Source organism: Pseudomonas sp. MUP55, from assembly GCF_034043515.1.
Lineage (GTDB): Bacteria > Pseudomonadota > Gammaproteobacteria > Pseudomonadales > Pseudomonadaceae > Aquipseudomonas.
Genome location: NZ_CP138214.1, coordinates 2650216 through 2670871 on the forward strand (window position 1 = coordinate 2650216; position 20656 = coordinate 2670871).

The window sequence follows — 20656 nt, forward strand, 5'->3', positions numbered from 1 at the left end:
GCAAGCCTGTGAGGAGTTTCCATGACTGCCATAACCATTACCGACGCCGCCCACGATTACCTGGCTGACCTGCTGTCCAAGCAGAACACCCCAGGTATCGGCATCCGCGTCTTTATCACCCAGCCCGGCACCCAGTACGCCGAGACCTGCATTGCCTACTGCAAGCCTGGTGAAGAGAAGCCTGAAGACACCGCCCTGGGGCTCAAAAGCTTCACCGCGTACATCGATGCCTTCAGCGAAGCCTTCCTTGACGACGCCGTGGTCGACTACGCCACCGACCGCATGGGCGGCCAGTTGACCATCAAGGCACCGAACGCCAAGGTGCCGAACGTCAACGCCGACAGCCCGGTCAACGAGCGCATCAACTACTACCTGCAAACCGAGATCAACCCGGGGCTGGCCAGCCACGGCGGTCAGGTCAGTCTGATCGATGTGGTTGAAGACGGTATCGCGGTGCTGAAATTCGGTGGCGGCTGCCAGGGCTGCGGCCAGGCGGACGTAACCTTGCGTGAAGGCATCGAGCGCACCCTGCTTGAGCGCATTCCTGAGCTCAAAGGCGTACGTGACGTGACTGACCACACGCAGAAAGAAAACGCCTACTACTGAGTAAGGCGTTCACTGCGAACAAAAAACGGCGCACCGTGAGCGCCGTTTTTTATTGCTTTAAATTCAACGAATTACGCCATTTTCCTGATAAAGAATCTAGCGTGCTGATGTTTATTCGGGACGATAAAGGTGAGCGTGACCGGCACGGTAAAGCGATGACTCGCTGAAACTGTCGTTGGTCAACACGCGACCCACCAGGATCAATGCGGTGCGCCTGAAGCCCTTTGCCTCAACCTTGCCGACGATGTCACCCATCGTGCCAATGGCCCAATCCTGATCCGGCCAGGTCGCCCTGTGCACCACGGCAATCGGGCAGTCGGTACCATAATGCGGCAGCAGCCGGGCGACGATTGTGTCCAGATGATTGACCCCCAGGTGAATCGCCATGGTGGTGCCGTGCCGCGCCAGGCTGTCGAAGTCCTCACCGGCGGGCATGCTTGTCTTGTCGGCGTAACGGGTCAATATCACGCTCTGGGCGATATCCGGCAGGGTCAATTCGGTTTCCAGCAGCGCAGCGCAAGCCGCTACCGCGGTGACCCCCGGAATGATCTGGAAAGGGATATTCAATTCACGCAAATGACGGATCTGCTCGCCAATTGCCCCGTACAGGCTGGGGTCGCCGGAGTGAACCCGCGCAACGTCCTGGCCTGCGGCATGGGCCGTCTTGATCAGCTCGATGATCTGTTCCAGGTGCAATTGTGCGCTGTTGACCACCTGCTGCGCCTGATGACCTTCCAGCACAGCGGCGGGTACCAGCGAGCCGGCGTAGATGATCACCGGGCAGCTGCGGATCAGCCGTTGGCCTTTGACGGTGATCAGTTCCGGGTCGCCGGGGCCGGCGCCGATGAAATAAACGGTCATGCAATCTTCCTGTTGAATCGCGTGAGCATGAACAGTGCTCAAGATCGGATGCGGTGATTATCCGCGTTGCAGCCCACGCAAGCCAATGCAACGGTGGCCTGTGCGCTCTTGCGGCGAGTGACCAGCAGCGGGGCAGTGGGGTTGCCGAGCTGTTCGGCCGCCGCCAGTGCGGCGCTCTCGGCAACCCCGTAACACTGCGTATGGGCAAAGGCGACGGCCGATTTATGGCTCAGGCGGTGTTCATAAGCGCTCAGGCGCGCGGCACTGAACCACAGCAGCGGCACGTTTAGTACCTGAGCCAGTGCCAAAAGCCCTGGCTCATGCTTTTTTTGCTCAATGGTTGCCAATGCGCCGATGTGCTGGCGGTCAGCACCTGCTTCGCCCAGGGCGTTGTCAACCAGCTCCAGCAGGGCGCGAGCATCACAGCCGCGCCGACAGCCCAGGCCGACAACCAGGCTCATGCCGGGTATTGGTCGTCGCGCTGACGGCGGAACAGCCAGGCACTGAACAAGCCCAGCGCCAACCAGAATGCAACATTGGTCAGCTGTGAAGCGATCTTGAACTGGACTTCGAGGGCTTGCGGGGCCAGCATCGAATGCACTTCGGGTTGTGGTGCGCCGATCACATGGGGCACCACTAGAATCGCCACGCCCAGCACTTTGAGCAGCCAGCTGCGCCCGAACACCAGCAACGCAATCCCGGCGGCGGTCGAGGCGGCAGCGCCAACCCACCAGATCTGACGCTGGGCCAGGTCGGCAGCGGCGGTGCCTGGCAGTTCCGGGGGCAGGCCCAAGGTAGGAGCGAGCACAAAGGTGGCGTAACCGGCCAGTCCCCACAGCAATCCCTGGGCGGTGCGGGTCGGCGGGCGCAGCGTATAGAGCCCGGCCAGCATCAGGGCAAAACCGACCGCCACCACCAGGTTGCCACCGGTGGTCGACAGCACGCGCTGCCAGCCGTTCTCGGGCTCCCAGGCCGCGGCATCATGGGTATGCGCGGCGGTATCGGCCGTGTGTTCATGCACCGCCTGTGTGGTCGCCGGAGTCTGTTCGAATGCCTCTGCCTGCAAAATCAGCGGCGCCACCCAAAAGCTTTGCAGCAGGGTCAGCAGCAGCGCGGCCAGCAAGCCGGTGAAACCTGCGGTTTGCGCAATATGCTTGATCATCTCGGCAGCCCTCAGTGGCACGGGAACGCGGCGCTGTGGCGGGTATCATGGGCGGCGTTGTGCACCGCCTCGATATGCGAGAAGCCGGCAAAGTACACCAGGCACGCACCGAGGATCGATGCCCCGATTGCGGCGCTCAGGCGTTGGCTCAGCGTGGAGGCGTTGCTGGAAGTGGGCGAAGTGCTGCTGATGATCGACATGGCGCGTCCCTTTCAGGTACTTGCGGGAAACGAGCGCATGAAAACCCCGCGAGCCGGGCACGCAGGGTTATGAACAGCGCCCGCCCACCGCGGGTTTGTTATCTGAAATTTTCGGGCCGGTCTCCGGGCTTGCGAGGGGCACTGGGCCTTTCAAGCATCTCCTTCCCATGCACAGGCACAGTGGATTTGACGCTTCGCTCGCTTACCGTTGCGGGGGCAGCACCGGACTCGTCACAACGCGTGACTCACCGGTTTCCCGTTTCACCCTGTGAAGGGCACCCGAAACAAGGTGTGTAGAAGACCATGAGCAGCTCAGACGAGTCAAATCAGGTGAGTGACCTGGCTTCATCACGATAAACACAACGGGGCATACGTAACCCGTGTTGGTAGCCCTGTCAGTCTGTGCGGCTTTTGAAGGGATGATTGAATTCTTGTGAAGCGTTGCGTGTTAGATACTTTAGATTGTCCAGGTCATACCGTTGGTCTTCCTTGCCTGCAAATCCCAGGAAGCCAACACCAATATCCAGCTTTTTAAGAAGTTCCGGGCGGTTCAATAGTGTGCTGGCGACGCTTTTTGCTTCGTCGGAAAAGTACCGATCACTGTGTACTAATCCTGCTGCTTGTTTCAGCTCATTGAAATTTACGTAACCGTTGCCAGTTGAATCAAACGCTTTATGGTATTTCCCAGCCGCCAGGAGCAGTTGGTGATCGCTGGCACTGGAAAAATCGCCTGCTGTCCTGGCCATTGAATCCAGTTTTATCGTGCCATTTTGGTACCCGGCACCGGACGCTATGTCGAGGTCACTTGTCAGCTCGTCGCGTTGCAGTAATTCGTGGACCAAGGCAATCAGGTCTGATGTGGCACGCTGACCATTTGGTTGTATGCCTTCTTCTGACAGTCGTTTGAGGTCGTGGTACGTAACGGCGCTGTTGTGATAGGGGTCAAGTACCTTGGCGTGAGGCAACAATGCTTTCATCAGCATCTGATCAGTCAAGGATTCATAAGGCCGCGGGGGCGCGGCCGACAAGTGCAGTGCAGACGCACGCGATGTTTCGTTTAGTTGCGGCGGGGGGAGCAGGGTAGTGTCTGGGGTAACAAACATGTCTGATTCTCAGGTGATATAAGTTAAGTTCGCCCACTCATGTGACGCTGCACGTGTTCGGATCGGCGATGTTCTTGGCTACGCGATATCTGTGTGGCGCTGGTCGGCAAAGGGTTCCTGGCGGGCCTTCGAGAAAATACTCAAATTAATACGTCAGCCCCGATGTCCGCTGTTTCACGGGCAGTAACCCAGCGCAAGGCAATACTTCAAATTACGTCATCGCAAACCTCATCACGTTGACCTGTTGCCCCGCACTGCGTAGCCTTGCTCGCTCGAGGTTCTTCGGCCCAGGTCGAAGCTAAGAAGGGAACGCGGTTCAAGCCGCGGCTGCCCCCGCAACTGTGAAGGGTTCAACTGACTGCCACGCCACTGCCGATACGGCGGGAAGGCGCAGCCAGCGCCGGTCGCAAGACCCGCAAGCCCCAAGCCAGGAGACCTGCCTCGCAAACGATTTTTCAATTCAACCGGGCGGGGTGATCCGGTGACGAAATCTGCTGCTGCGCGCCGTCGCAGGGCCTATCGTCCCGTATGCCCGCCCCAAAGGGCATCCGATGAAAACACTGGCCAAACTCCCCGTCACCATCGTTACCGGTTTTCTCGGTTCGGGCAAAACCACGCTGCTGCGCCATATGCTCGACAACGCCCAGGGCCGCCGCATTGCGGTGATCGTCAATGAGTTCGGCGAGCTGGGCATTGACGGTGAAATCCTCAAACAGTGCTCCATCGGCTGTACCGAAGAAGAAGCCAACGGCCGTGTGTACGAATTGGCCAACGGTTGCCTGTGCTGCACCGTGCAGGAAGAATTCTTCCCGGTGATGCGCGAACTGGTGGCCCGCCGTGGCGACCTTGACCATATCCTTATCGAAACCTCGGGCCTGGCGCTGCCCAAGCCGCTGGTCCAGGCTTTCCAGTGGCCGGAAATCCGCAATGCCTGCACCGTCGACGCCGTGATTACCGTGGTCGACAGCCCGGCCGTGGCTGCCGGCACCTTCGCCGCGTTCCCGGACCAGGTCGACGCCCAGCGCAAGCTCGACCCGAACCTGGACCATGAATCGCCACTGCACGAGCTGTTTGCCGACCAACTGGCCAGCGCCGACCTGGTGATCCTCAACAAGGCCGACCTGATCAGCGCCGAAGACCTGGCCCGTGTGCGCCTGGAAGTGGCCGAGGAGCTGCCGCCGGCGGTCAAGGTCATCGAAGCCAGCAGCGGACGCGTGCCTCTGGACGTGCTGATCGGCCTGGGCGCCGGCTCCGAAGAACATATCGACGCCCGCCACAGCCATCACGACCATCACCACGACGGTGAGGATGACCACGACCACGACGCCTTCGACTCCATCTCCATCGACCTGCCGCAAGCCGACGAAGCCCTGTTGCTCGACGCCCTGACGCAACTGGTGGTGCAGCACGGCATCCTGCGCGTCAAAGGCTTCGCCGCCATTCCAGGCAAACCGATGCGCCTGCTGATCCAGGGCGTGGGCACGCGTTTCGACAAGCATTTCGACCGCGCCTGGGGCGCCGATGAAGCGCGCACCACGCGCCTGGTGCTGATCGGCCAGGCGCTTGACGCGGCCGGCCTTGAAGCGCAACTGCGCGCCGCCCTCAGCGCCTGACCCATGCACCTGCTCAGGACCCAGCCCGGCGGCTTCGTCGCGGACGACAATATCGCCGACCTTGGACAAACCCCCGCCGAGCTGGTGGTCCTGTGCAGCGGCGACTCCAGCCTGGCGCTGCTTGCCGAGGCAGCGCGGCAGTTGCCCGAGGATTACCCCAGTTTTCGCCTGGCCAACCCGATGCAAGTGCAGAACCATGCCTCAGTCGACCTGTACGTCGACGAGGTGTTGCGCCACGCCAAGGTAATCCTGATTTCGCTGCATGGCGGCATCGGTTACTGGCGCTACGGCATCGAGCGCCTGAAGGCGTTGGCCGAGCGCGGCGTAACGCTCATCCTGGTCCCGGGGGATGATCGCCCGGACCCGGAACTCAGCGGCCTGAGTAGCGTCGGTGCACCCGAGCGTGACCGCCTGTGGCAGTTCCTGCGCCAAGGTGGGTTGGGGAATGCGCTGGATTTCTATCGCTGCCTGGCCAGCGGCTACCTGGGGCGCGACTATGCCTGGGCTGAGCCGCAAAGCTTGCCGCGCACCTCGATCTACCATCCGCATACCGCCAACGCCCAGCTTGCAAACTGGCAAGCCGATTGGCGCGCCGATTGCCCGGTGGCGGCGGTGCTGTTCTACCGCTCGCATTTGCAGGCGGCCAATACCGGGTTTATCGATGTGTTCTGCCAGCGTTTGCAAGCGGCCGGTCTTAACCCGTTGCCGATCGCGGTGGCCAGCTTGAAGGAGCCAGGCTGCCTGGCGGTGGTCGAGGACCTGCTGGATGACGTGCAGGCGGCGGTGATTCTCAACACCACCGGCTTTGCCCAGTCCAGTCCCGAAGCGCCGCATCTGCGCCCGTTTCGCCGCAACATCCCGGTGATTCAGGCGATCTGCGCGCAGGACAACCAGCCCGGCTGGGAGGCCAGCGCGCAAGGCCTGGGCCCGCGCGACCTGGCGATGCACATTGCTTTGCCGGAGCTGGACGGGCGCATCATCAGCCGGCCGATCAGCTTCAAGGACCTGGCCTGGCGCAGTGAGCGCAGCCAGTCGGACGTGGTGTGCTACCGCGCCGTGCCCGAACGCATGGATTTTGTCGCCGAACTGGCGCGCCGCTGGGTCGAGCTGGCGCGGGTGTCGAATGCGCACAAACGCGTTGGCTTGATCCTGGCCAATTACCCCACCCGCGATGGCCGTATCGGCAATGGCGTGGGCCTGGACACGCCGGCGGCGGCGCTGAACATCCTGCGTGCGCTGCAGGCCGAAGGCTATCCCGTGCCCGCCATCTTGCCGGACAGCGGCACGGCCTTGATCCATGCATTGCTGGGCGGCGTCACCAATGACCTGGACAGCCTCGACCAGCGCCCCTGTCATCAGAGCCTGGGCCTGGACGACTACGACGCCATGTTCCAGCGCCTGCCTGAAGCCAATCGCCAGGCGGTGCTCGAGCGTTGGGGCGCTCCGCAGCAGGACCCGATGTGCCGCGACGGCCGGCTGATGATCGCCGGCCTGCGCCTGGGCGAGACCTTCGTCGGTATCCAGCCGGCGCGTGGCTATCAGGTCGACCCGAGTGCGGTGTATCACGACCCCGACCTGGTGCCGCCCCATGGTTATCTGGCGTTCTACTTCTGGCTGCGCCATACCTACGGCGCCCACGCGCTGATCCACGTGGGCAAGCACGGCAACCTCGAATGGCTGCCGGGCAAGGGTGTGGGGCTGTCGGAACATTGCTGGCCGGATGCGCTGCTCGGGCCGCTGCCGAATATCTACCCGTTTATCGTCAACGACCCGGGCGAGGGCGCCCAGGCCAAGCGTCGCACCCAGGCGGTGATCATCGACCACCTGATGCCGCCCCTGACCCGCGCCGAAACCTATGGCCCGCTGCGCAACCTGGAACTGCTGGCCGACGAATACTACGAAGCGCAATTGCTCGACCCGCGCCGCGCGCTCGAACTGCAGAAAGACATTCTCAAACTGGTGCGCGAAACCCAGATCGACCAGGAGCTCGAGCTGGACGGCGATGCCGATGCCGACATCTGGTTGCCGCGCCTGGACACCTACCTGTGTGACCTGAAGGAATCGCAGATCCGCGACGGCCTGCATATCTTCGGCGAGTCGCCGGCGGGGCGCTTGCGTATCGACACCTTGCTGGCCTTGCTGCGCATTCCCCGTGGCGATGGCCGTGGCGGGCAGTCAAGCCTGTTGCGGGTGCTGGCCAAGGCCTTCGAGCTGGGTTTCGACCCCCTGGACTGCGCGCTCGCCGAGCCGTGGACCGGGCGTCGGCCCGAGGTGTTGCGCACCCTCGACGCGCAGTTGTGGCGCACCGCCGGTGACACCCGCGAGCGTCTGGAACTCTACGCGGCGCGCCTGATCGAGCGGGCATTGGAGGGGCCGCTGGAACAGCTGGAAGAACCCGGCTGGGAGGACGTCAAGGCCGTGGTCGAGAGCCTGCGCATGGTGGTGGCGCCGCGTCTGGATGCCTGCGGCCCGGCCGAAATGCATGGCCTGCTGGATGCCTTGAGCGGGCGCTTTGTGCCGGCCGGCCCCAGCGGTGCGCCGAGTCGCGGTCGCTTGGATGTGCTGCCCACGGGGCGCAACTTTTTCACGGTGGACGTGCGTAACCTGCCGACCACCACCGCCTGGCGCATCGGTTTCCAGTCGGCCAACCTGATACTTGAGCGGCATCTGCAGGACCACGGCGACCACTTGCGCCAGTTGGGCCTGTCGGTGTGGGGCACGGCCACCATGCGCACCGGGGGTGACGATATCGCTCAGGCTATGGCGCTGATGGGCGTGCGTCCGGTGTGGGCCACGGGCAGTCAGCGCGTGGATGACTTCGAGATCCTGCCGATCAGCCTGTTGGACCGCCCACGCGTTGACGTGACGTTGCGCGTTTCCGGCTTCTTTCGCGATGCGTTCGCCAACCTGATCCGTCTGTTCGACGCGGCGGTACAGGCGGTGGCGGCGCTGGACGAGCCGGATGACATGAACCCGCTGGCCGCCAGGGTGCGCAGTGAACGCGAAGCGTTGTGCGCATCGGGCCTGGACGAAGAGGCCGCGGCGAAACAGGCCGGTTGGCGCATTTTCGGGGCCAAGCCGGGGGCTTATGGTGCGGGCGTGCAGGGTGCGATTGACGGTCGCCTGTGGCAAAGCCGCGAGGACCTGGCCGAGGTCTACCTGAACTGGGGCGGCTACGCCTATGGTGGCGCTGATGAAGGCACCGCGGCCCGCGAGCAGTTTGCCCAGCGCCTGAGCCAGGTGCAGGCGGTGCTGCAGAACCAGGACAACCGCGAACACGATGTGCTCGATTCCAACGACTATTACCAATTCCAGGGCGGCATGCTCGCCGCCGTGGAAACCCTGAGCGGCGCCAAGGCCGCCAGTTACCATGGCGATCACAGCCAGCCGGACCTGCCGAAGATCCGTACCTTGAAGGAAGAGCTCACTCGGGTGATCCGTTCCCGTGCAGCCAACCCGAAATGGATCGAAGGCGTGAAGCGTCACGGCTACAAAGGCGCGTTTGAGATGGCGGCGACCGTGGACAACCTGTTCGCTTTCGATGCCACCACCGCGTTGATCGACGATCACCAGTACGCTTTGCTCGCCGACGCCTACCTGCTTGACCCGGACACCCGGGCCTTTGTGCAACAGCACAACCCCGATGCCCTGCGCGACATGACCGAGCGCATGCTCGAAGCCCAGCAGCGCGGCATGTGGCAAGAGCCGGGCGCCTACCGCGAAGCGTTGGAAAACCTGTTGCTGGATATAGAAGAAGACAGCTGATGACCGATACCCCTCATTTCCCGCTGGCCGCCGTGGTCGGTGCCGACGCGCTGAAACTGGCGCTGTGCCTGACCGCCATCGACCCCCGAATCGGCGGCGTGCTGATCGAAGGCCCGCGTGGCATGGCCAAGTCGACCCTGGCCCGTGGCCTGGCGGACCTGCTCGCCAGTGGTCAGTTCGTCACCTTGCCCCTGGGCGCCACCGAGGAGCGACTGGTCGGCACCCTGGACCTGAACGCCGCGCTGGGCGAGGGCCGCGCGCAGTTTTCCCCTGGCGTGCTGGCCAAGGCCGATGGCGGTGTGTTGTATGTCGATGAAGTCAATCTGCTGCCCGACCATCTGGTCGATCTGTTGCTGGACGTGGCCGCCAGCGGCACCAACCTGATCGAGCGGGACGGCATCTCCCATCGGCATTCGGCGCGCTTCGTGCTGATCGGCACGATGAACCCGGAGGAGGGTGAATTGCGTCCGCAACTGCTCGACCGCTTTGGGTTCAACGTGGCGTTGAGTGGGCAGACGTTGCCGACCGAGCGTGGGCAGATCATCCGTCGTCGTCTGGACTTCGACACGGACCCCGCGGCGTTCTGCCAGGAGTGGGCCGAGCCGCAAGGGGCGTTGCGCGAACGCTGCACCCAGGCCCGTGCGCGACTCGACAGTATCGAGCTGGATGACGCCGCCTTGGCGCAGATTACCCAGCGTTGCTTTGCCGCGGGTGTGGACGGCATGCGCGCCGACCTGGTGTGGCTGCGCGGCGCAAGGGCCCATGCGGCCTGGCGCGGTGCCAGCGCGATCGCCGAGGAAGATATTGACGCGGTCGCTGAATTTGCCCTGCGTCACCGCCGCCAGGAGCAGCCGCCTGCGGCGAGCGCGCCCGATCAGGGGCAAGCCCCCAAACCCTCGAACACCTCGCCCGGCCAAGGCCAATGGGGCGACATGCCGGCACCGGCGCTGCCCACCGGCGCTCGTCGGGACGTGCCTGCCTGGCCAAAAAAGCCCTAGGCATTCGCCCCCGACCTGACGCGGGGGCGGATGCTCGGCCCCAGGCGGGGCGCTTGGACAGCGGCAGGCAAGGCAAGGCGCGCAGTGCGCACTCGGGTCAGATCAACTGGCCGGGCACCTTGCTCGGTGGCAGGCCGCAGCGCCGTGAGGATTTGCTGTGGCACCTGCGCAGCCGGTCGGCCCAGGAACTGTGGTTGGTGATCGTCGACGCCTCGGCTTCCACTCGTAAGCACCAGGCGTTGAGCGATGCCAAGGGCCTGCTGGCGCAGTTGTTTGATGACGCCTATCGGCAGCGGGCGCGCATGGCGTTGTTGACCGCCAGCGGGCAGTCGCCAAGGTGGCAGGTGCAGGGCTTGAAGGCGGCCAAAGGCCTGACGGGTTGGCTGGAACAGTTGGGCGCCGGTGGCGGTACGCCGTTGCTGGCAGCCTTGACCGAGGCGGCCGATTGGCTGGTGGCGCGGCGTAAGCGTTACCCGGTGGAGCAGCAGCGGTTGCTGGTGATTACTGATGGGCGGCTCAAGGTGATCGATGGATTGCCGCGGCTGGCGTGTCCGGGGTTGTTGGTGGACATCGAGCGCGGGCCGATCAGGTTGGGGCGGGCGCAGGAGTTGGCGAGGGGGTTGCAGCTGGATTACCGGCATATCGACAGTATGTAGTGCCAATCCCGCCGCTATCGGGGGCAAGCCCCCTCCCACATTTGGAATGCATTCCCCTGTGTGAGGGGGCTTGCCCCGATGAGGCCCTCACCCGCACCACCTATCTATCAGCCAGCCCCCGGCACATTCGGCCAAAGATCGGCAACCAGAAACAGCCGCTCGGCTTCTTCCCAATCGTCCCCGTTCGGCACCAGCCGCACCAATAACTGCGCCGGCGCCATCGGGTCCAGGTCTGCCAGCCAGCCCTGCATCTGCTCCTCGCTCCATACCTCGCTTGTCAGGTAATGCGCCGGCGCCAGCCAGGCATGCCGGGGCAGGGGTTGCCAGCGGCCTGCGGCGCTGGCGCTGACAAAGTCCGGCCAATCACGCTGATGTAACCAGCGTCCACGCAAATGCTGCGGATGAGCGCCGAGGGGCGCGTCGGCCTGGCCTGGCCACGGGTAAAGCAGGTACCCGCCCAGCCACAGGTGCGCGTCGAACTGCTGGATATCCAGCGCCGCCAGGGCTTCACGGCTTTCCGGGCGCGCCGAAATCGGCAATTGATGCTGGGCCAGGTGCGCCAGTTTGCGGTCGAGCCGGTCATGGCAGCCGGGGCCCAGCCACTGCGCGGTGTCCTGGCCGTTCCCCGTTTGTGGCCCGAGGTAGAGCTTGATTGCCAACTCCAGGTGGTGCACGCCGTCGCGGTCGCGCAGCAGCATGTCCAGCTCCCCCAGGGTGTGGCCGGCGCGGCGAATCGGCAGGTTGGCCGCCAGCAGCTCCACCCCCGGCGCATGTTGCACGGCGAACTGCCACAGGCGTTCATAATAGAGGCCCAGGCGCCGGGTGCGCGCCAGGCTCAGCCAGTGTTGCAGCGCGCTGCTGTCTTGATCGAGCGCACGCAACCAGGCTTCCAGCAGCTGCGGCGCCTGTACCCAGTCACTGCCCGCCAGGGGATGGCGCTGCGGCCAGGGCGTGCGGGCGAGCATCGGTGGCGCCAGGATCACCCACGCCAGGTCACGCACTTCGGGGTGCCGCAGTTGGCGGAGCAGGGCGTGCAAGTCAGGGAACAGAGTCATGGTGCGAGCATAGCCTCTTAAGTCGGGCGCGGGTGCCTGTCACCGGCCTGAGAACCATTGTCATCGAGGCTCGGCGGCGACAAAGGATTTTGCCTGACGCGGCCTTTCGCCCATAATCGTTTCTTTTTGCCACACCCCTACGCCCGCAGGAGCCCCATGGAGCAATTTCGCAATATCGGCATTATCGGTCGCCTGGGCAGTACCCAGGTGTTGGACACCGTCCGCCGGCTGAAAAAATTCCTGCTGGAACGCCACCTGCACGTGATCCTCGAAGACACCATCGGCGAAATCCTGCCGGGCCACGGCCTGCAGACTTCCTCGCGCAAAATGCTTGGCGAAGTGTGCGACATGGTCATCGTGGTCGGCGGCGACGGCAGCCTGCTCGGCGCGGCGCGGGCGCTGGCGCGGCACAATGTGCCGGTGCTGGGGATCAACCGTGGCAGCCTGGGGTTTCTGACCGATATCCGGCCCGATGAGCTGGAAGTCGAAGTGGCCAAGGTGCTCGACGGCCATTACCTGGTGGAGAACCGCTTCCTGCTGCAAGCCGAAGTGCGCCGTCATGGCGAGGCCATCGGCCAGGGCGACGCCCTCAATGACGTGGTGCTGCACCCCGGCAAATCCACGCGGATGATCGAGTTCGAGCTGTATATCGACGGCCAGTTCGTCTGCAGCCAGAAGGCCGACGGCCTGATCGTCGCCACGCCTACCGGTTCCACCGCCTATGCGCTGTCGGCCGGTGGCCCGATCATGCATCCCAAGCTGGATGCCATTGTGATCGTGCCGATGTATCCCCATATGTTGTCGAGTCGGCCGATTGTGGTCGATGGCAACAGTGAGCTGAAAATCGTGGTGTCCAAGGATATGCAAATCTACCCACAAGTTTCCTGCGACGGGCAGAACCATTTCACCTGCGCCCCCGGTGACACCATCACCGTGAGCAAGAAGGCACAGAAGTTGCGGTTGATCCACCCGCTGGACCACAACTACTACGAAGTGTGCCGCACCAAGCTGGGCTGGGGCAGCCGCTTGGGGGGTGGAGGCGACTGATGCTCGATCCCGCGCGTAGCTACGACCTGATTGGTGACGTGCACGGTTGCGCCCATACCCTGGAGCACTTGCTCGACCAGATGGGTTACCACAAGCAGGGCGGCACCTGGCGCCACCCGTCGCGCATGGCGGTGTTCCTCGGCGATATCATCGACCGTGGGCCCCGCATCCGCGAAGCGCTGCACATCGTCCACGACATGACCGAGGCCGGCCAGGCGCTGTGCATCATGGGCAACCATGAGTTCAATGCGTTGGGCTGGACCACACCGGCACTGCCGGGCAGCGGCAAGCAATTCGTGCGCGAGCACACGGCGCGCCATGGGCGGCTGATCCAGGAAACCCTGACCCAGTTCGAACAGTACCCGGCCGACTGGCAGGACTTCCTCGGCTGGTTCTACGACATGCCGCTGTTCGTCGACGCCGGGCGTTTCCGTGTGGTGCATGCGTGCTGGGACGAGGGCTTCATCCAGCCGCTGCGCGCCACGTTCCCGGATGGCTGCATCGACCCACATTTCCTGCAGGCCGCTGCCGTGCCGGGCAGCTTTGCCTGCAACGCGTTCGATCGCCTGCTGCGCGGCACCGACATGCGCCTGCCGCACGGCCTCACCCTGACCGGTGGTGATGGCCTGACGCGCTCGTTCTTTCGCACCAAATTCTGGGAAGACGACCCGAAAACCTACGGCGACATCGTATTCCAGCCCGACGCCTTGCCCGAGCCCGTGGCACGCACGCCCCTGACGTCCACCGAAAAGAACAGCCTGCTGCGCTATGGCACCGACCAGCCGCTGTTGTTCGTCGGCCATTACTGGCGCAGCGGCAAACCGGCACCGATCCGCCCGAACCTGGCCTGCCTGGACTACAGCGCGGTGCTGTACGGCAAGTTGGTGGCGTATCGACTGGACCAGGAAACACGCCTCGACCCGCGCAAGTTTGTGTGGGTCGATGTCGAGCGACCGGAGGTGGTGCTATGAGCCCCTGCGCGTTGCACACGCACTTTTGAGGAACCTCCATGGATGATTCGACACTCGACCAGTTAGAGGCTGCCCTGGCCGCCGCCCCCGGTAACGTCGCGCTGCTGACAGTGCTGCTCGGTGCCTGCCTAGAGCGTGGCGAGCATGCGCGCGGGCTGAATTTATTGCCCTCCGATTTTTCTCAATGGCAAGACGCCTCTGCCCTGAAGCTTGCGGCGGCGCAGTTGCTATTGGCCGACGGTCAGGCGCAAAAGGCATTGCCACTGATCGAAGGGAGTGATCCGCCCGCGCGCCTGCTCAAGGCCCGTGTCCTTGCGGCATTGGAAAACCTCAAGGAAGCACAGGCGGAATACCGAGCAGCGGTGGACGCCAATCCTGCCCTGGAAGACATGGCATTGTGGCGGCGATTGAATGTGTCTGTTGTTGACTTTCCCGGCACCGAAGGCCGCCCGCGCTTGCGTGTGATCTCCAATGATGAAACCGACCAGAGCGAAGTGGTACGCCTGTTGGTGCCGGAAAACGAAACCCTGACCTTTGATGACATTGGCGGTTTGGATGAGCTGAAGAAGACCATCCACAAAAAAATCATTCTGCCTTACCAGAAACCCGGCTTGTTCCAGCGTTTTCGAAAGAAAGTCGGCGGCGGTGTGCTGCTGTATGGTCCACCGGGTTGCGGTAAGACCATGCTGGCCCGCGCCACGGCTGGCGAGTGCAAGGCAACGTTTTTCAACGTGGCGATTTCTGACGTTCTTGACATGTACATCGGCGAGTCCGAGCGCAAGTTGCACGCACTGTTCGAACAGGCACGGGCGCAGGCGCCAGCGGTAATGTTTTTCGACGAGGTCGAGGCGCTGGGTGGTAAACGCGCCAATACCCGCGAGTCGACATCGTCCAAGCTGGTGAGTCAGTTCCTCTCCGAGATGGACGGCTTTACCAACGACAACCACGGCGTGCTGATCCTCGCCGCAACCAACGTACCCTGGTCGGTGGACTCGGCCTTTCGTCGCCCCGGCCGGTTTGACCGCGTGCTGTTTGTGCCGCCACCGGACCGTCCTGCACGTGAAAGCATGCTCAATGCGATGATGAAAGGTCGCCCTATGGCTGACGACATAGATTTTGCCTTTTTAGCCAAGAACACTTCGGGCTTTTCTGGCGCAGACCTCAGCGAGTTGGTGGAAACCGCCGCCGATGAGGCCATAGAGGCGTCTATCGAGAGCGGCGCAGAGCAGCCAATTTGCGATCGGCATTTCAAGCAGGCCCTGAAGGCGGTGCGTGCCACCACACTGGAATGGCTGACCACTGCTCGTAATTACGCGCGTTATGCCAATGAAGGCAATCAGTACGACGAAGTACTGGCTTTTCTCGACAAACACGGGAAGGGCCGCTGATGGCGCAATATAGTGGTTATCGTATCGAAGATGAACCTCGGCCGGGCGCCTTGGCTAAGTGGGCGGTTTCGCCACTCTGGCCGTTGCTTGGCTTGATGCTGGGCGGCGCATGGTTGGGTTTGCCGTGGTTCGTGTTCAACTCCATCGCCATTGGCAGCCCGACGCGCGTGCGCGAGTGGTTGCTGGCCGGTGTGGCGTTGGTGGGCAGCGTACTGATCGGTTTTGTGCTGCTGCAGCTGGTAGGCGGGGGTTATCTGCAGACTCAGGCGCAGATCCAGTACGCCTTGCTGGTGCTTGTGGTGTGGAAACTGCTCCTGGGCTACGTGCTGTACATGCAACAAAACGCCACTATCGAGATTTACCAGTACTACGGCGGCGAATTGAGCCGCTTTGGTTTGCCTTTGGCGTTGATCGGTGGATTCGTGCTTAAAGGTATGGTCGTCAAATGGCTACCCTACACTCTGTGGTATCTGGTGGTGAGCTGATGAATACCGACTATCTGCTACAACTGGCTTACCAACGCTTGCAGGCTGACCACAACGACGGCGCAATCGACGCGCTGCGCCAGTTGCTGGCCAATGACCCCGATTCGGCTGAAGCCCACGCCCTGCTGGCGATCTGCTTGATGAACATGCGTCGCCTGCATGCCGCCAAGCGCGAAGTGCAGTTGGCCTTGGCTCTGGATGCGCAATTACCGCTTGCACACTATGCGGCAGCACAGGTGGCTATCGCCTCACGCAAGTTCAAACAGGCGCAGGAGCATGTGAACCGACTGTTGGATATGGAACCGCTCAACCCGGTTAATTACCGGTGCCTGGCGGATCTTTATCAGTTGACCGGACGCCTCGCGCAGAGCCGCGAACCGCTGGAAAAAGCCCTGGAACTGGGCCCCGATGACCCTGCCAACCTAGTGGCGATGGCGCAGTTCCATCATGCCAGCAACCGTTGGGACCAAGCTTATCAATTCGCACGTCACGCGCTGCAGGCTGACCCTTCGAATGCGTCGGCGGTGGTGGTGCTTGGGCATTTGTTGCTGCGCGAAGGTGATATCAACGGCGCTCGTGACCATGCGATCTGGGCCCTGCAGGAAAACGCAACCAACGTTGCGGCGTTGCACCTGCTGACGGCCGTCAAGGCACGCGAAAATGTGTTCCTTGGCGCATGGTGGCGTTTTAACAGCTGGATGAACGAGCGTAGCGCCACCCACGCCGTCATCCTGCTGTTGTGTATGTTCGTGGTCTATCAAGTGGCGGTGATCACCTTGACAGACATTGGCTATCCGCGAGTGGCCGAGACGATCAATTGGCTCTGGCTGGCATTTGCCGCCTACACTTTCGCGGCGCCGCAAATTTTCCGACGTTTGCTCGACAAGGAGCTTGTGCAGGTCAAGCTCTCCAAGGATTTTTGATGGGCCTGGCCTCGTCACCCACGTATTTGCTGAACCTCAGAGGTTGTTCACATGTCATCGTTTGCTGAAATGATCGAAAACATCACCCCCGACATCTACGAGAGCCTCAAGCTCGCCGTGGAAATCGGCAAGTGGTCGGACGGGCGCAAGCTCACCGCCGAGCAGCGTGAGCTGTCGCTGCAGGCGGTGATCGCCTGGGAAATCCAGAACCTGCCCGAAGACCAGCGCACCGGCTACATGGGCCCGCAGGAATGCGCGTCGAAATCGGCACCGGTGCCGAACATCCTGTTCAAGTCGGATGCGATCCATTGATTGAAATTGGTCGCGGTGCAGTCAGCAAAATGTCGGCGCAACTGGGTGAGCCGACCGTTCAATACGCATTTCGTCTGGGCGATACCGAGGTGCCGGTCAATCCGTTGATCGGCACGCATATTCGCCTGGAGTTCCTCGGTGCCATTCACTGCAGCCATTGCGGCCGCAAGACCAAGACCAGCTTCAGCCAGGGCTATTGCTACCCGTGCATGACCAAGCTGGCCCAGTGTGACTTGTGCATCATGAGCCCCGAACGTTGCCATTACGAGGCCGGCACCTGCCGCGATCCGGGCTGGGGTGAAACCTTCTGCATGACCGACCACGTGGTCTACCTGGCCAATTCGTCGGGGATCAAGGTTGGCATCACCCGGGCCACGCAGTTGCCGACCCGTTGGCTCGACCAGGGTGCCAGCCAGGCGCTGCCGATCATGCGCGTGGCCACTCGCCAGCAATCGGGTTTTGTCGAGGATCTGTTTCGCAGCCAGGTGGCCGACAAGACCAACTGGCGCGCGCTGCTCAAGGGCGATGCGCAAACCGTGGACCTCAAGCAGGTACGCGATCAATTGTTCGCCTCCTGCGCCGAGGGCTTGCTCGGTTTGCAGGAACGCTTTGGCCTGCAGGCCATCCAAACCATTGCCGACATCGAGCCGATCGAAATCCGTTACCCGGTGCAGCAGTACCCGGCCAAGATCGTCAGCTTCAACCTGGACAAGAATCCGATTGCCGAAGGCACGTTGCTGGGAATCAAGGGCCAGTACCTGATCTTCGACACCGGCGTGATCAATATTCGTAAATACACGGCCTACCAGCTCGCCGTGCATCAGTAGAAGGATGCCACCCATGCGCACCGAACAACCGAAGATGATTTACCTGAAGGACTATCAGGCGCCGGACTACCTGATCGACGAGACGCACCTGACCTTCGAGTTGTTCGAGGACCACAGCCTGGTCCACGCGCAGCTGGTGATGCGCCGCAATCCCGAGCGCGGCGCGGGGCTGCCGCCGCTGGTGCTCGATGGGCAGCAACTGGAGCTTTTGAGCGTCAACCTTGCCGACCAGGCGCTGACGGCCGCCGACTACCAGTTGACCGACAGCCACCTGACGCTGCAGCCCAACAACGAAACCTTCACCCTGGACACTACGGTCAAGATTCACCCGGAAACCAACACCGCCCTGGAAGGCCTGTACAAATCCAGCGGCATGTTCTGCACCCAGTGCGAGGCCGAAGGTTTCCGCAAGATCACCTACTACCTGGACCGTCCGGACGTGATGAGCGTGTTCACCACCACGGTGATCGCCGAGCAGCACCGCTACCCGGTGCTGCTGTCCAACGGCAACCCGATCGCCAGCGGCCCCGGCGAAGACGGTCGGCACTGGGCGACCTGGGAAGACCCGTTCAAGAAACCGGCCTACCTGTTTGCCCTGGTGGCCGGTGACCTTTGGTGTGTCGAAGACAGCTTCACCACCATGACCCAGCGCGAGGTGGCGCTGCGCATCTACGTCGAGCCGGAAAACATCGACAAGTGCCAGCACGCCATGACCAGCCTGAAAAAATCCATGCGCTGGGACGAAGAAACCTACGGTCGCGAGTACGACCTCGACATCTTCATGATCGTGGCGGTCAACGACTTCAACATGGGCGCCATGGAGAACAAGGGCCTCAACATCTTCAACTCCAGCGCCGTACTGGCCCGCGCCGAAACCGCTACCGATGCCGCGCACCAGCGCGTCGAAGCCATCGTCGCCCACGAGTACTTCCACAACTGGTCGGGCAACCGCGTGACCTGCCGCGACTGGTTCCAACTGTCGCTCAAGGAAGGCTTCACCGTGTTCCGCGACTCGGGCTTCTCCGCCGACATGAACTCGGCGACAGTCAAGCGCATCCAGGACGTGGCGTACCTGCGCACTCACCAGTTCGCCGAAGACGCCGGCCCCATGGCCCACGCGGTGCGCCCGGACAGCTTTATCGAAATCTCCAACTTCTACACCCTGACCGTGTACGAAAAGGGCTCGGAAGTGGTCGGCATGATCCACACCTTGCTCGGCGCCGAAGGTTTCCGCAAAGGCAGCGACCTGTATTTCGAGCGCCACGACGGCCAAGCCGTGACCTGCGACGATTTCATCAAGGCCATGGAAGACGCCAACGGCGTGGACCTCAGCCAGTTCAAGCGCTGGTACAGCCAGGCCGGCACGCCGCGTCTGGCGGTGAGCGAGTCCTACGACGCAGGGGCCAAGACCTACAGCCTGACCTTCCGCCAGAGCTGCCCGCCAACCCCGGACAAGGTGGAAAAGCTGCCGTTCGTGATCCCGGTCGAGCTGGGCCTGCTGGACAGCCAGGGCGCTGGCATTGCCTTGCGTCTGGCCGGTGAAGCGACGGCAGGCGGTACTTCCCGTGTGATCTCGGTGACCGAAGCCGAGCAGACCTTCACCTTTGTCGATGTCGCAGAAAAGCCGTTGCCTTCGTTGCTGCGTGGCTTTTCGGCGCCGGTGAAACTGAGCTTCCCGTATGACCGCGACCAACTGATGTTCCTGATGCAGCACGACAGCGACGGCTTCAACCGCTGGGACGCCAGTCAGCAGCTGTCGGTTCAGGTGTTGCAGGAACTGATCGGTCAACATCAGGCAGGGCAACCGCTGAAGCTGGATCAATGCCTGATCGAGGCATTGCGCACGGTCTTGAGCGACGAAAGCCTGGACCAGGCCATGGTCGCCGAAATGCTCTCCTTGCCGAGCGAAGCCTACCTGGCTGAAATCAGCGAAGTGGCGGACGTCGATGCCATCCACGCCGCCCGCGAATTTGCCCGCAAGCAGTTGGCCGACCACCTGTTCGAAGGCCTGTGGCTGCGCTATCAGGCCAACCGTGACCTGTCCCGCCAGACGCCGTACGTGGCCGAGGCCGAGCACTTTGCCCGCCGCGCCCTGCAGAACATCGCGCTGTCCTACCTGATGCTCAGCGCCAAGCCTGAAGTGCTGGCGGCGACGCTGGACCAGTTCGACACCAGCGACAACATGACCGAGCGCCTGACGGCCCTGGCCGTGCTGGTGAACTCGCCGTTCGAAACGGAAAAAGCCCAGGCGCTGGCGGTGTTTGCCGAGAACTTCAAGGACAACCCGCTGGTCATGGACCAGTGGTTCAGCGTGCAGGCCGGCAGCACCCTGCCGGGCGGGCTGGCGCGGGTCAAGGCGTTGATGGAGCACCCGGCGTTCACCATCAAGAACCCGAACAAAGTGCGCGCACTCATTGGCGCGTTTGCCGGGCAGAACCTGATCAACTTCCATGCCGCGGACGGCTCGGGCTACCGCTTCCTGGCGGACCTGGTGATCCAGCTCAATACGCTGAACCCACAGATTGCTTCGCGCCAATTGGCACCCCTGACGCGCTGGCGCAAATACGACGCCGCGCGGCAAGTGCTGATGAAGGCGCAGCTGGAGCGCATTCTTGGCTCGGGCGAGCTGTCCAGCGATGTGTTTGAGGTGGTCAGCAAGAGCCTTGCCTGACACGCAAAGCCTG

General features: G+C 62.7%; 19 protein-coding genes and 2 riboswitches. Of the genes, 13 read left to right on the top strand and 6 right to left on the bottom strand.

Features of this window, described 5'->3' with window-relative positions; genetic code table 11:
• The first annotated feature begins 21 nt into the window (after nt 1-21).
• The gene (gene nfuA / locus SC318_RS11895) at nt 22-606 is read left to right on the top strand and encodes a Fe-S biogenesis protein NfuA (RefSeq protein WP_003173594.1); all 585 of its coding nucleotides are present in this window, start codon (nt 22-24) and stop codon (nt 604-606) included.
• Nucleotides 607-717: 111 nt separating this feature from the next.
• On the opposite strand, the gene cobM is transcribed toward nfuA, so the two are convergent.
• The 5 genes from cobM to SC318_RS11920 all read right to left on the bottom strand — a co-directional run bounded on the left by cobM (nt 718) and on the right by SC318_RS11920 (nt 3806).
• On the bottom strand, nt 718-1467 hold the full coding sequence (gene cobM, locus SC318_RS11900; protein ID WP_320430946.1) for a precorrin-4 C(11)-methyltransferase: 750 nt from the start codon (nt 1465-1467) through the stop codon (nt 718-720).
• Between the two features lie 38 nt (nt 1468-1505).
• On the bottom strand, nt 1506-1928 hold the full coding sequence (locus SC318_RS11905) for a cobalamin biosynthesis protein (RefSeq protein ID WP_320430947.1): 423 nt from the start codon (nt 1926-1928) through the stop codon (nt 1506-1508).
• Nucleotides 1925-2629 (bottom strand): CbtA family protein, encoded by a 705-nt coding sequence (locus tag SC318_RS11910; protein WP_320430948.1) that lies wholly within the window; start codon nt 2627-2629, stop codon nt 1925-1927. The genes SC318_RS11905 and SC318_RS11910 overlap by 4 nt, the downstream gene beginning before the upstream one ends.
• Nucleotides 2630-2640: 11 nt before the next feature.
• Nucleotides 2641-2829 (bottom strand): CbtB domain-containing protein, encoded by a 189-nt coding sequence (locus SC318_RS11915; RefSeq protein ID WP_306492858.1) that lies wholly within the window; start codon nt 2827-2829, stop codon nt 2641-2643.
• A gap of 96 nt (nt 2830-2925) precedes the next feature.
• Nucleotides 2926-3127: riboswitch (cobalamin riboswitch) on the bottom strand.
• A 97-nt stretch (nt 3128-3224) separates the two neighbouring features.
• Nucleotides 3225-3806 (bottom strand): hypothetical protein, encoded by a 582-nt coding sequence (locus SC318_RS11920; RefSeq protein WP_320430949.1) that lies wholly within the window; start codon nt 3804-3806, stop codon nt 3225-3227.
• Between the two features lie 384 nt (nt 3807-4190).
• Nucleotides 4191-4391, top strand: a riboswitch (cobalamin riboswitch).
• A 92-nt stretch (nt 4392-4483) separates the two neighbouring features.
• On the opposite strand from SC318_RS11920, the gene cobW reads away from it, so the two are divergent.
• Genes cobW through SC318_RS11940 form a run of 4 tightly spaced genes read left to right on the top strand, consistent with a single transcriptional unit; the run spans nt 4484 to nt 10964 of the window.
• Nucleotides 4484-5545 (top strand): cobalamin biosynthesis protein CobW, encoded by a 1062-nt coding sequence (cobW, locus tag SC318_RS11925; protein WP_320430950.1) that lies wholly within the window; start codon nt 4484-4486, stop codon nt 5543-5545.
• 3 nt (nt 5546-5548) lie between these two features.
• Nucleotides 5549-9310, top strand: coding sequence for a cobaltochelatase subunit CobN (cobN, locus tag SC318_RS11930; RefSeq protein ID WP_320430951.1), 3762 nt, complete (start codon nt 5549-5551; stop codon nt 9308-9310).
• Nucleotides 9310-10308, top strand: coding sequence for a magnesium chelatase ATPase subunit I (locus SC318_RS11935; RefSeq protein ID WP_320430952.1), 999 nt, complete (start codon nt 9310-9312; stop codon nt 10306-10308). Before cobN ends, SC318_RS11935 begins: the two co-directional genes overlap by 1 nt.
• 53 nt (nt 10309-10361) lie before the next feature.
• A complete protein-coding gene (locus SC318_RS11940; RefSeq protein ID WP_320430953.1) occupies nt 10362-10964 on the top strand; it encodes a vWA domain-containing protein in 603 nt (200 codons plus the stop codon).
• Between the two features lie 107 nt (nt 10965-11071).
• Here the strand turns inward: SC318_RS11940 and SC318_RS11945 are convergent, their stop codons facing one another.
• Entirely contained in the window at nt 11072-12019 is a 948-nt protein-coding gene (locus SC318_RS11945; protein ID WP_320430954.1) for a DUF1853 family protein, read from the bottom strand.
• Between the two features lie 156 nt (nt 12020-12175).
• On the opposite strand from SC318_RS11945, the gene SC318_RS11950 reads away from it, so the two are divergent.
• From SC318_RS11950 to pepN, 8 genes are read left to right on the top strand one after another with little or no spacing between them, the layout of a single operon-like run.
• Nucleotides 12176-13066: an NAD(+) kinase gene (locus SC318_RS11950; protein WP_057725186.1), complete on the top strand. Its 891-nt coding sequence runs from the start codon at nt 12176-12178 to the stop codon at nt 13064-13066.
• Nucleotides 13066-14037 (top strand): metallophosphoesterase, encoded by a 972-nt coding sequence (locus SC318_RS11955; RefSeq protein WP_320430955.1) that lies wholly within the window; start codon nt 13066-13068, stop codon nt 14035-14037. The genes SC318_RS11950 and SC318_RS11955 overlap by 1 nt, the downstream gene beginning before the upstream one ends.
• A 38-nt stretch (nt 14038-14075) precedes the next feature.
• Nucleotides 14076-15425, top strand: coding sequence for an ATP-binding protein (locus SC318_RS11960; RefSeq protein WP_320430956.1), 1350 nt, complete (start codon nt 14076-14078; stop codon nt 15423-15425).
• Nucleotides 15425-15910 (top strand): hypothetical protein, encoded by a 486-nt coding sequence (locus SC318_RS11965; RefSeq protein WP_320430957.1) that lies wholly within the window; start codon nt 15425-15427, stop codon nt 15908-15910. The genes SC318_RS11960 and SC318_RS11965 overlap by 1 nt, the downstream gene beginning before the upstream one ends.
• Nucleotides 15910-16833: a tetratricopeptide repeat protein gene (locus SC318_RS11970; RefSeq protein WP_320430958.1), complete on the top strand. Its 924-nt coding sequence runs from the start codon at nt 15910-15912 to the stop codon at nt 16831-16833. Before SC318_RS11965 ends, SC318_RS11970 begins: the two co-directional genes overlap by 1 nt.
• Nucleotides 16834-16884: 51 nt before the next feature.
• Complete coding sequence (locus SC318_RS11975) at nt 16885-17145, top strand: YeaC family protein (RefSeq protein WP_016972751.1); 261 nt, start codon at nt 16885-16887, stop codon at nt 17143-17145.
• Nucleotides 17142-17972 carry a DUF2797 domain-containing protein gene (locus tag SC318_RS11980; protein WP_320430959.1) on the top strand — a complete coding sequence of 277 codons (831 nt, stop codon included), beginning with the start codon at nt 17142-17144 and terminating at the stop codon, nt 17970-17972. The genes SC318_RS11975 and SC318_RS11980 overlap by 4 nt, the downstream gene beginning before the upstream one ends.
• A 13-nt stretch (nt 17973-17985) precedes the next feature.
• Nucleotides 17986-20643 (top strand): aminopeptidase N, encoded by a 2658-nt coding sequence (gene pepN / locus SC318_RS11985; RefSeq protein ID WP_320430960.1) that lies wholly within the window; start codon nt 17986-17988, stop codon nt 20641-20643.
• Nucleotides 20644-20656: the final 13 nt, after the last annotated feature.

Excerpts from the sequence above, each read along its gene's own strand:
- nfuA (WP_003173594.1), top strand. The coding sequence starts at position 22 with ATGACTGCCATAACCATTACCGACGCCGCCCACGATTACCTGGCTGAC.
- cobM (WP_320430946.1), bottom strand. The coding sequence starts at position 1,467 with ATGACCGTTTATTTCATCGGCGCCGGCCCCGGCGACCCGGAACTGATC.
- SC318_RS11905 (WP_320430947.1), bottom strand. The coding sequence starts at position 1,928 with ATGAGCCTGGTTGTCGGCCTGGGCTGTCGGCGCGGCTGTGATGCTCGC.
- SC318_RS11910 (WP_320430948.1), bottom strand. The coding sequence starts at position 2,629 with ATGATCAAGCATATTGCGCAAACCGCAGGTTTCACCGGCTTGCTGGCC.
- SC318_RS11915 (WP_306492858.1), bottom strand. The coding sequence starts at position 2,829 with ATGTCGATCATCAGCAGCACTTCGCCCACTTCCAGCAACGCCTCCACG.
- SC318_RS11920 (WP_320430949.1), bottom strand. The coding sequence starts at position 3,806 with ATGAAAGCATTGTTGCCTCACGCCAAGGTACTTGACCCCTATCACAAC.
- cobW (WP_320430950.1), top strand. The coding sequence starts at position 4,484 with ATGAAAACACTGGCCAAACTCCCCGTCACCATCGTTACCGGTTTTCTC.
- cobN (WP_320430951.1), top strand. The coding sequence starts at position 5,549 with ATGCACCTGCTCAGGACCCAGCCCGGCGGCTTCGTCGCGGACGACAAT.
- SC318_RS11935 (WP_320430952.1), top strand. The coding sequence starts at position 9,310 with ATGACCGATACCCCTCATTTCCCGCTGGCCGCCGTGGTCGGTGCCGAC.
- SC318_RS11945 (WP_320430954.1), bottom strand. The coding sequence starts at position 12,019 with ATGACTCTGTTCCCTGACTTGCACGCCCTGCTCCGCCAACTGCGGCAC.
- SC318_RS11950 (WP_057725186.1), top strand. The coding sequence starts at position 12,176 with ATGGAGCAATTTCGCAATATCGGCATTATCGGTCGCCTGGGCAGTACC.
- SC318_RS11955 (WP_320430955.1), top strand. The coding sequence starts at position 13,066 with ATGCTCGATCCCGCGCGTAGCTACGACCTGATTGGTGACGTGCACGGT.
- SC318_RS11960 (WP_320430956.1), top strand. The coding sequence starts at position 14,076 with ATGGATGATTCGACACTCGACCAGTTAGAGGCTGCCCTGGCCGCCGCC.
- SC318_RS11965 (WP_320430957.1), top strand. The coding sequence starts at position 15,425 with ATGGCGCAATATAGTGGTTATCGTATCGAAGATGAACCTCGGCCGGGC.
- SC318_RS11970 (WP_320430958.1), top strand. The coding sequence starts at position 15,910 with ATGAATACCGACTATCTGCTACAACTGGCTTACCAACGCTTGCAGGCT.
- SC318_RS11975 (WP_016972751.1), top strand. The coding sequence starts at position 16,885 with ATGTCATCGTTTGCTGAAATGATCGAAAACATCACCCCCGACATCTAC.
- pepN (WP_320430960.1), top strand. The coding sequence starts at position 17,986 with ATGCGCACCGAACAACCGAAGATGATTTACCTGAAGGACTATCAGGCG.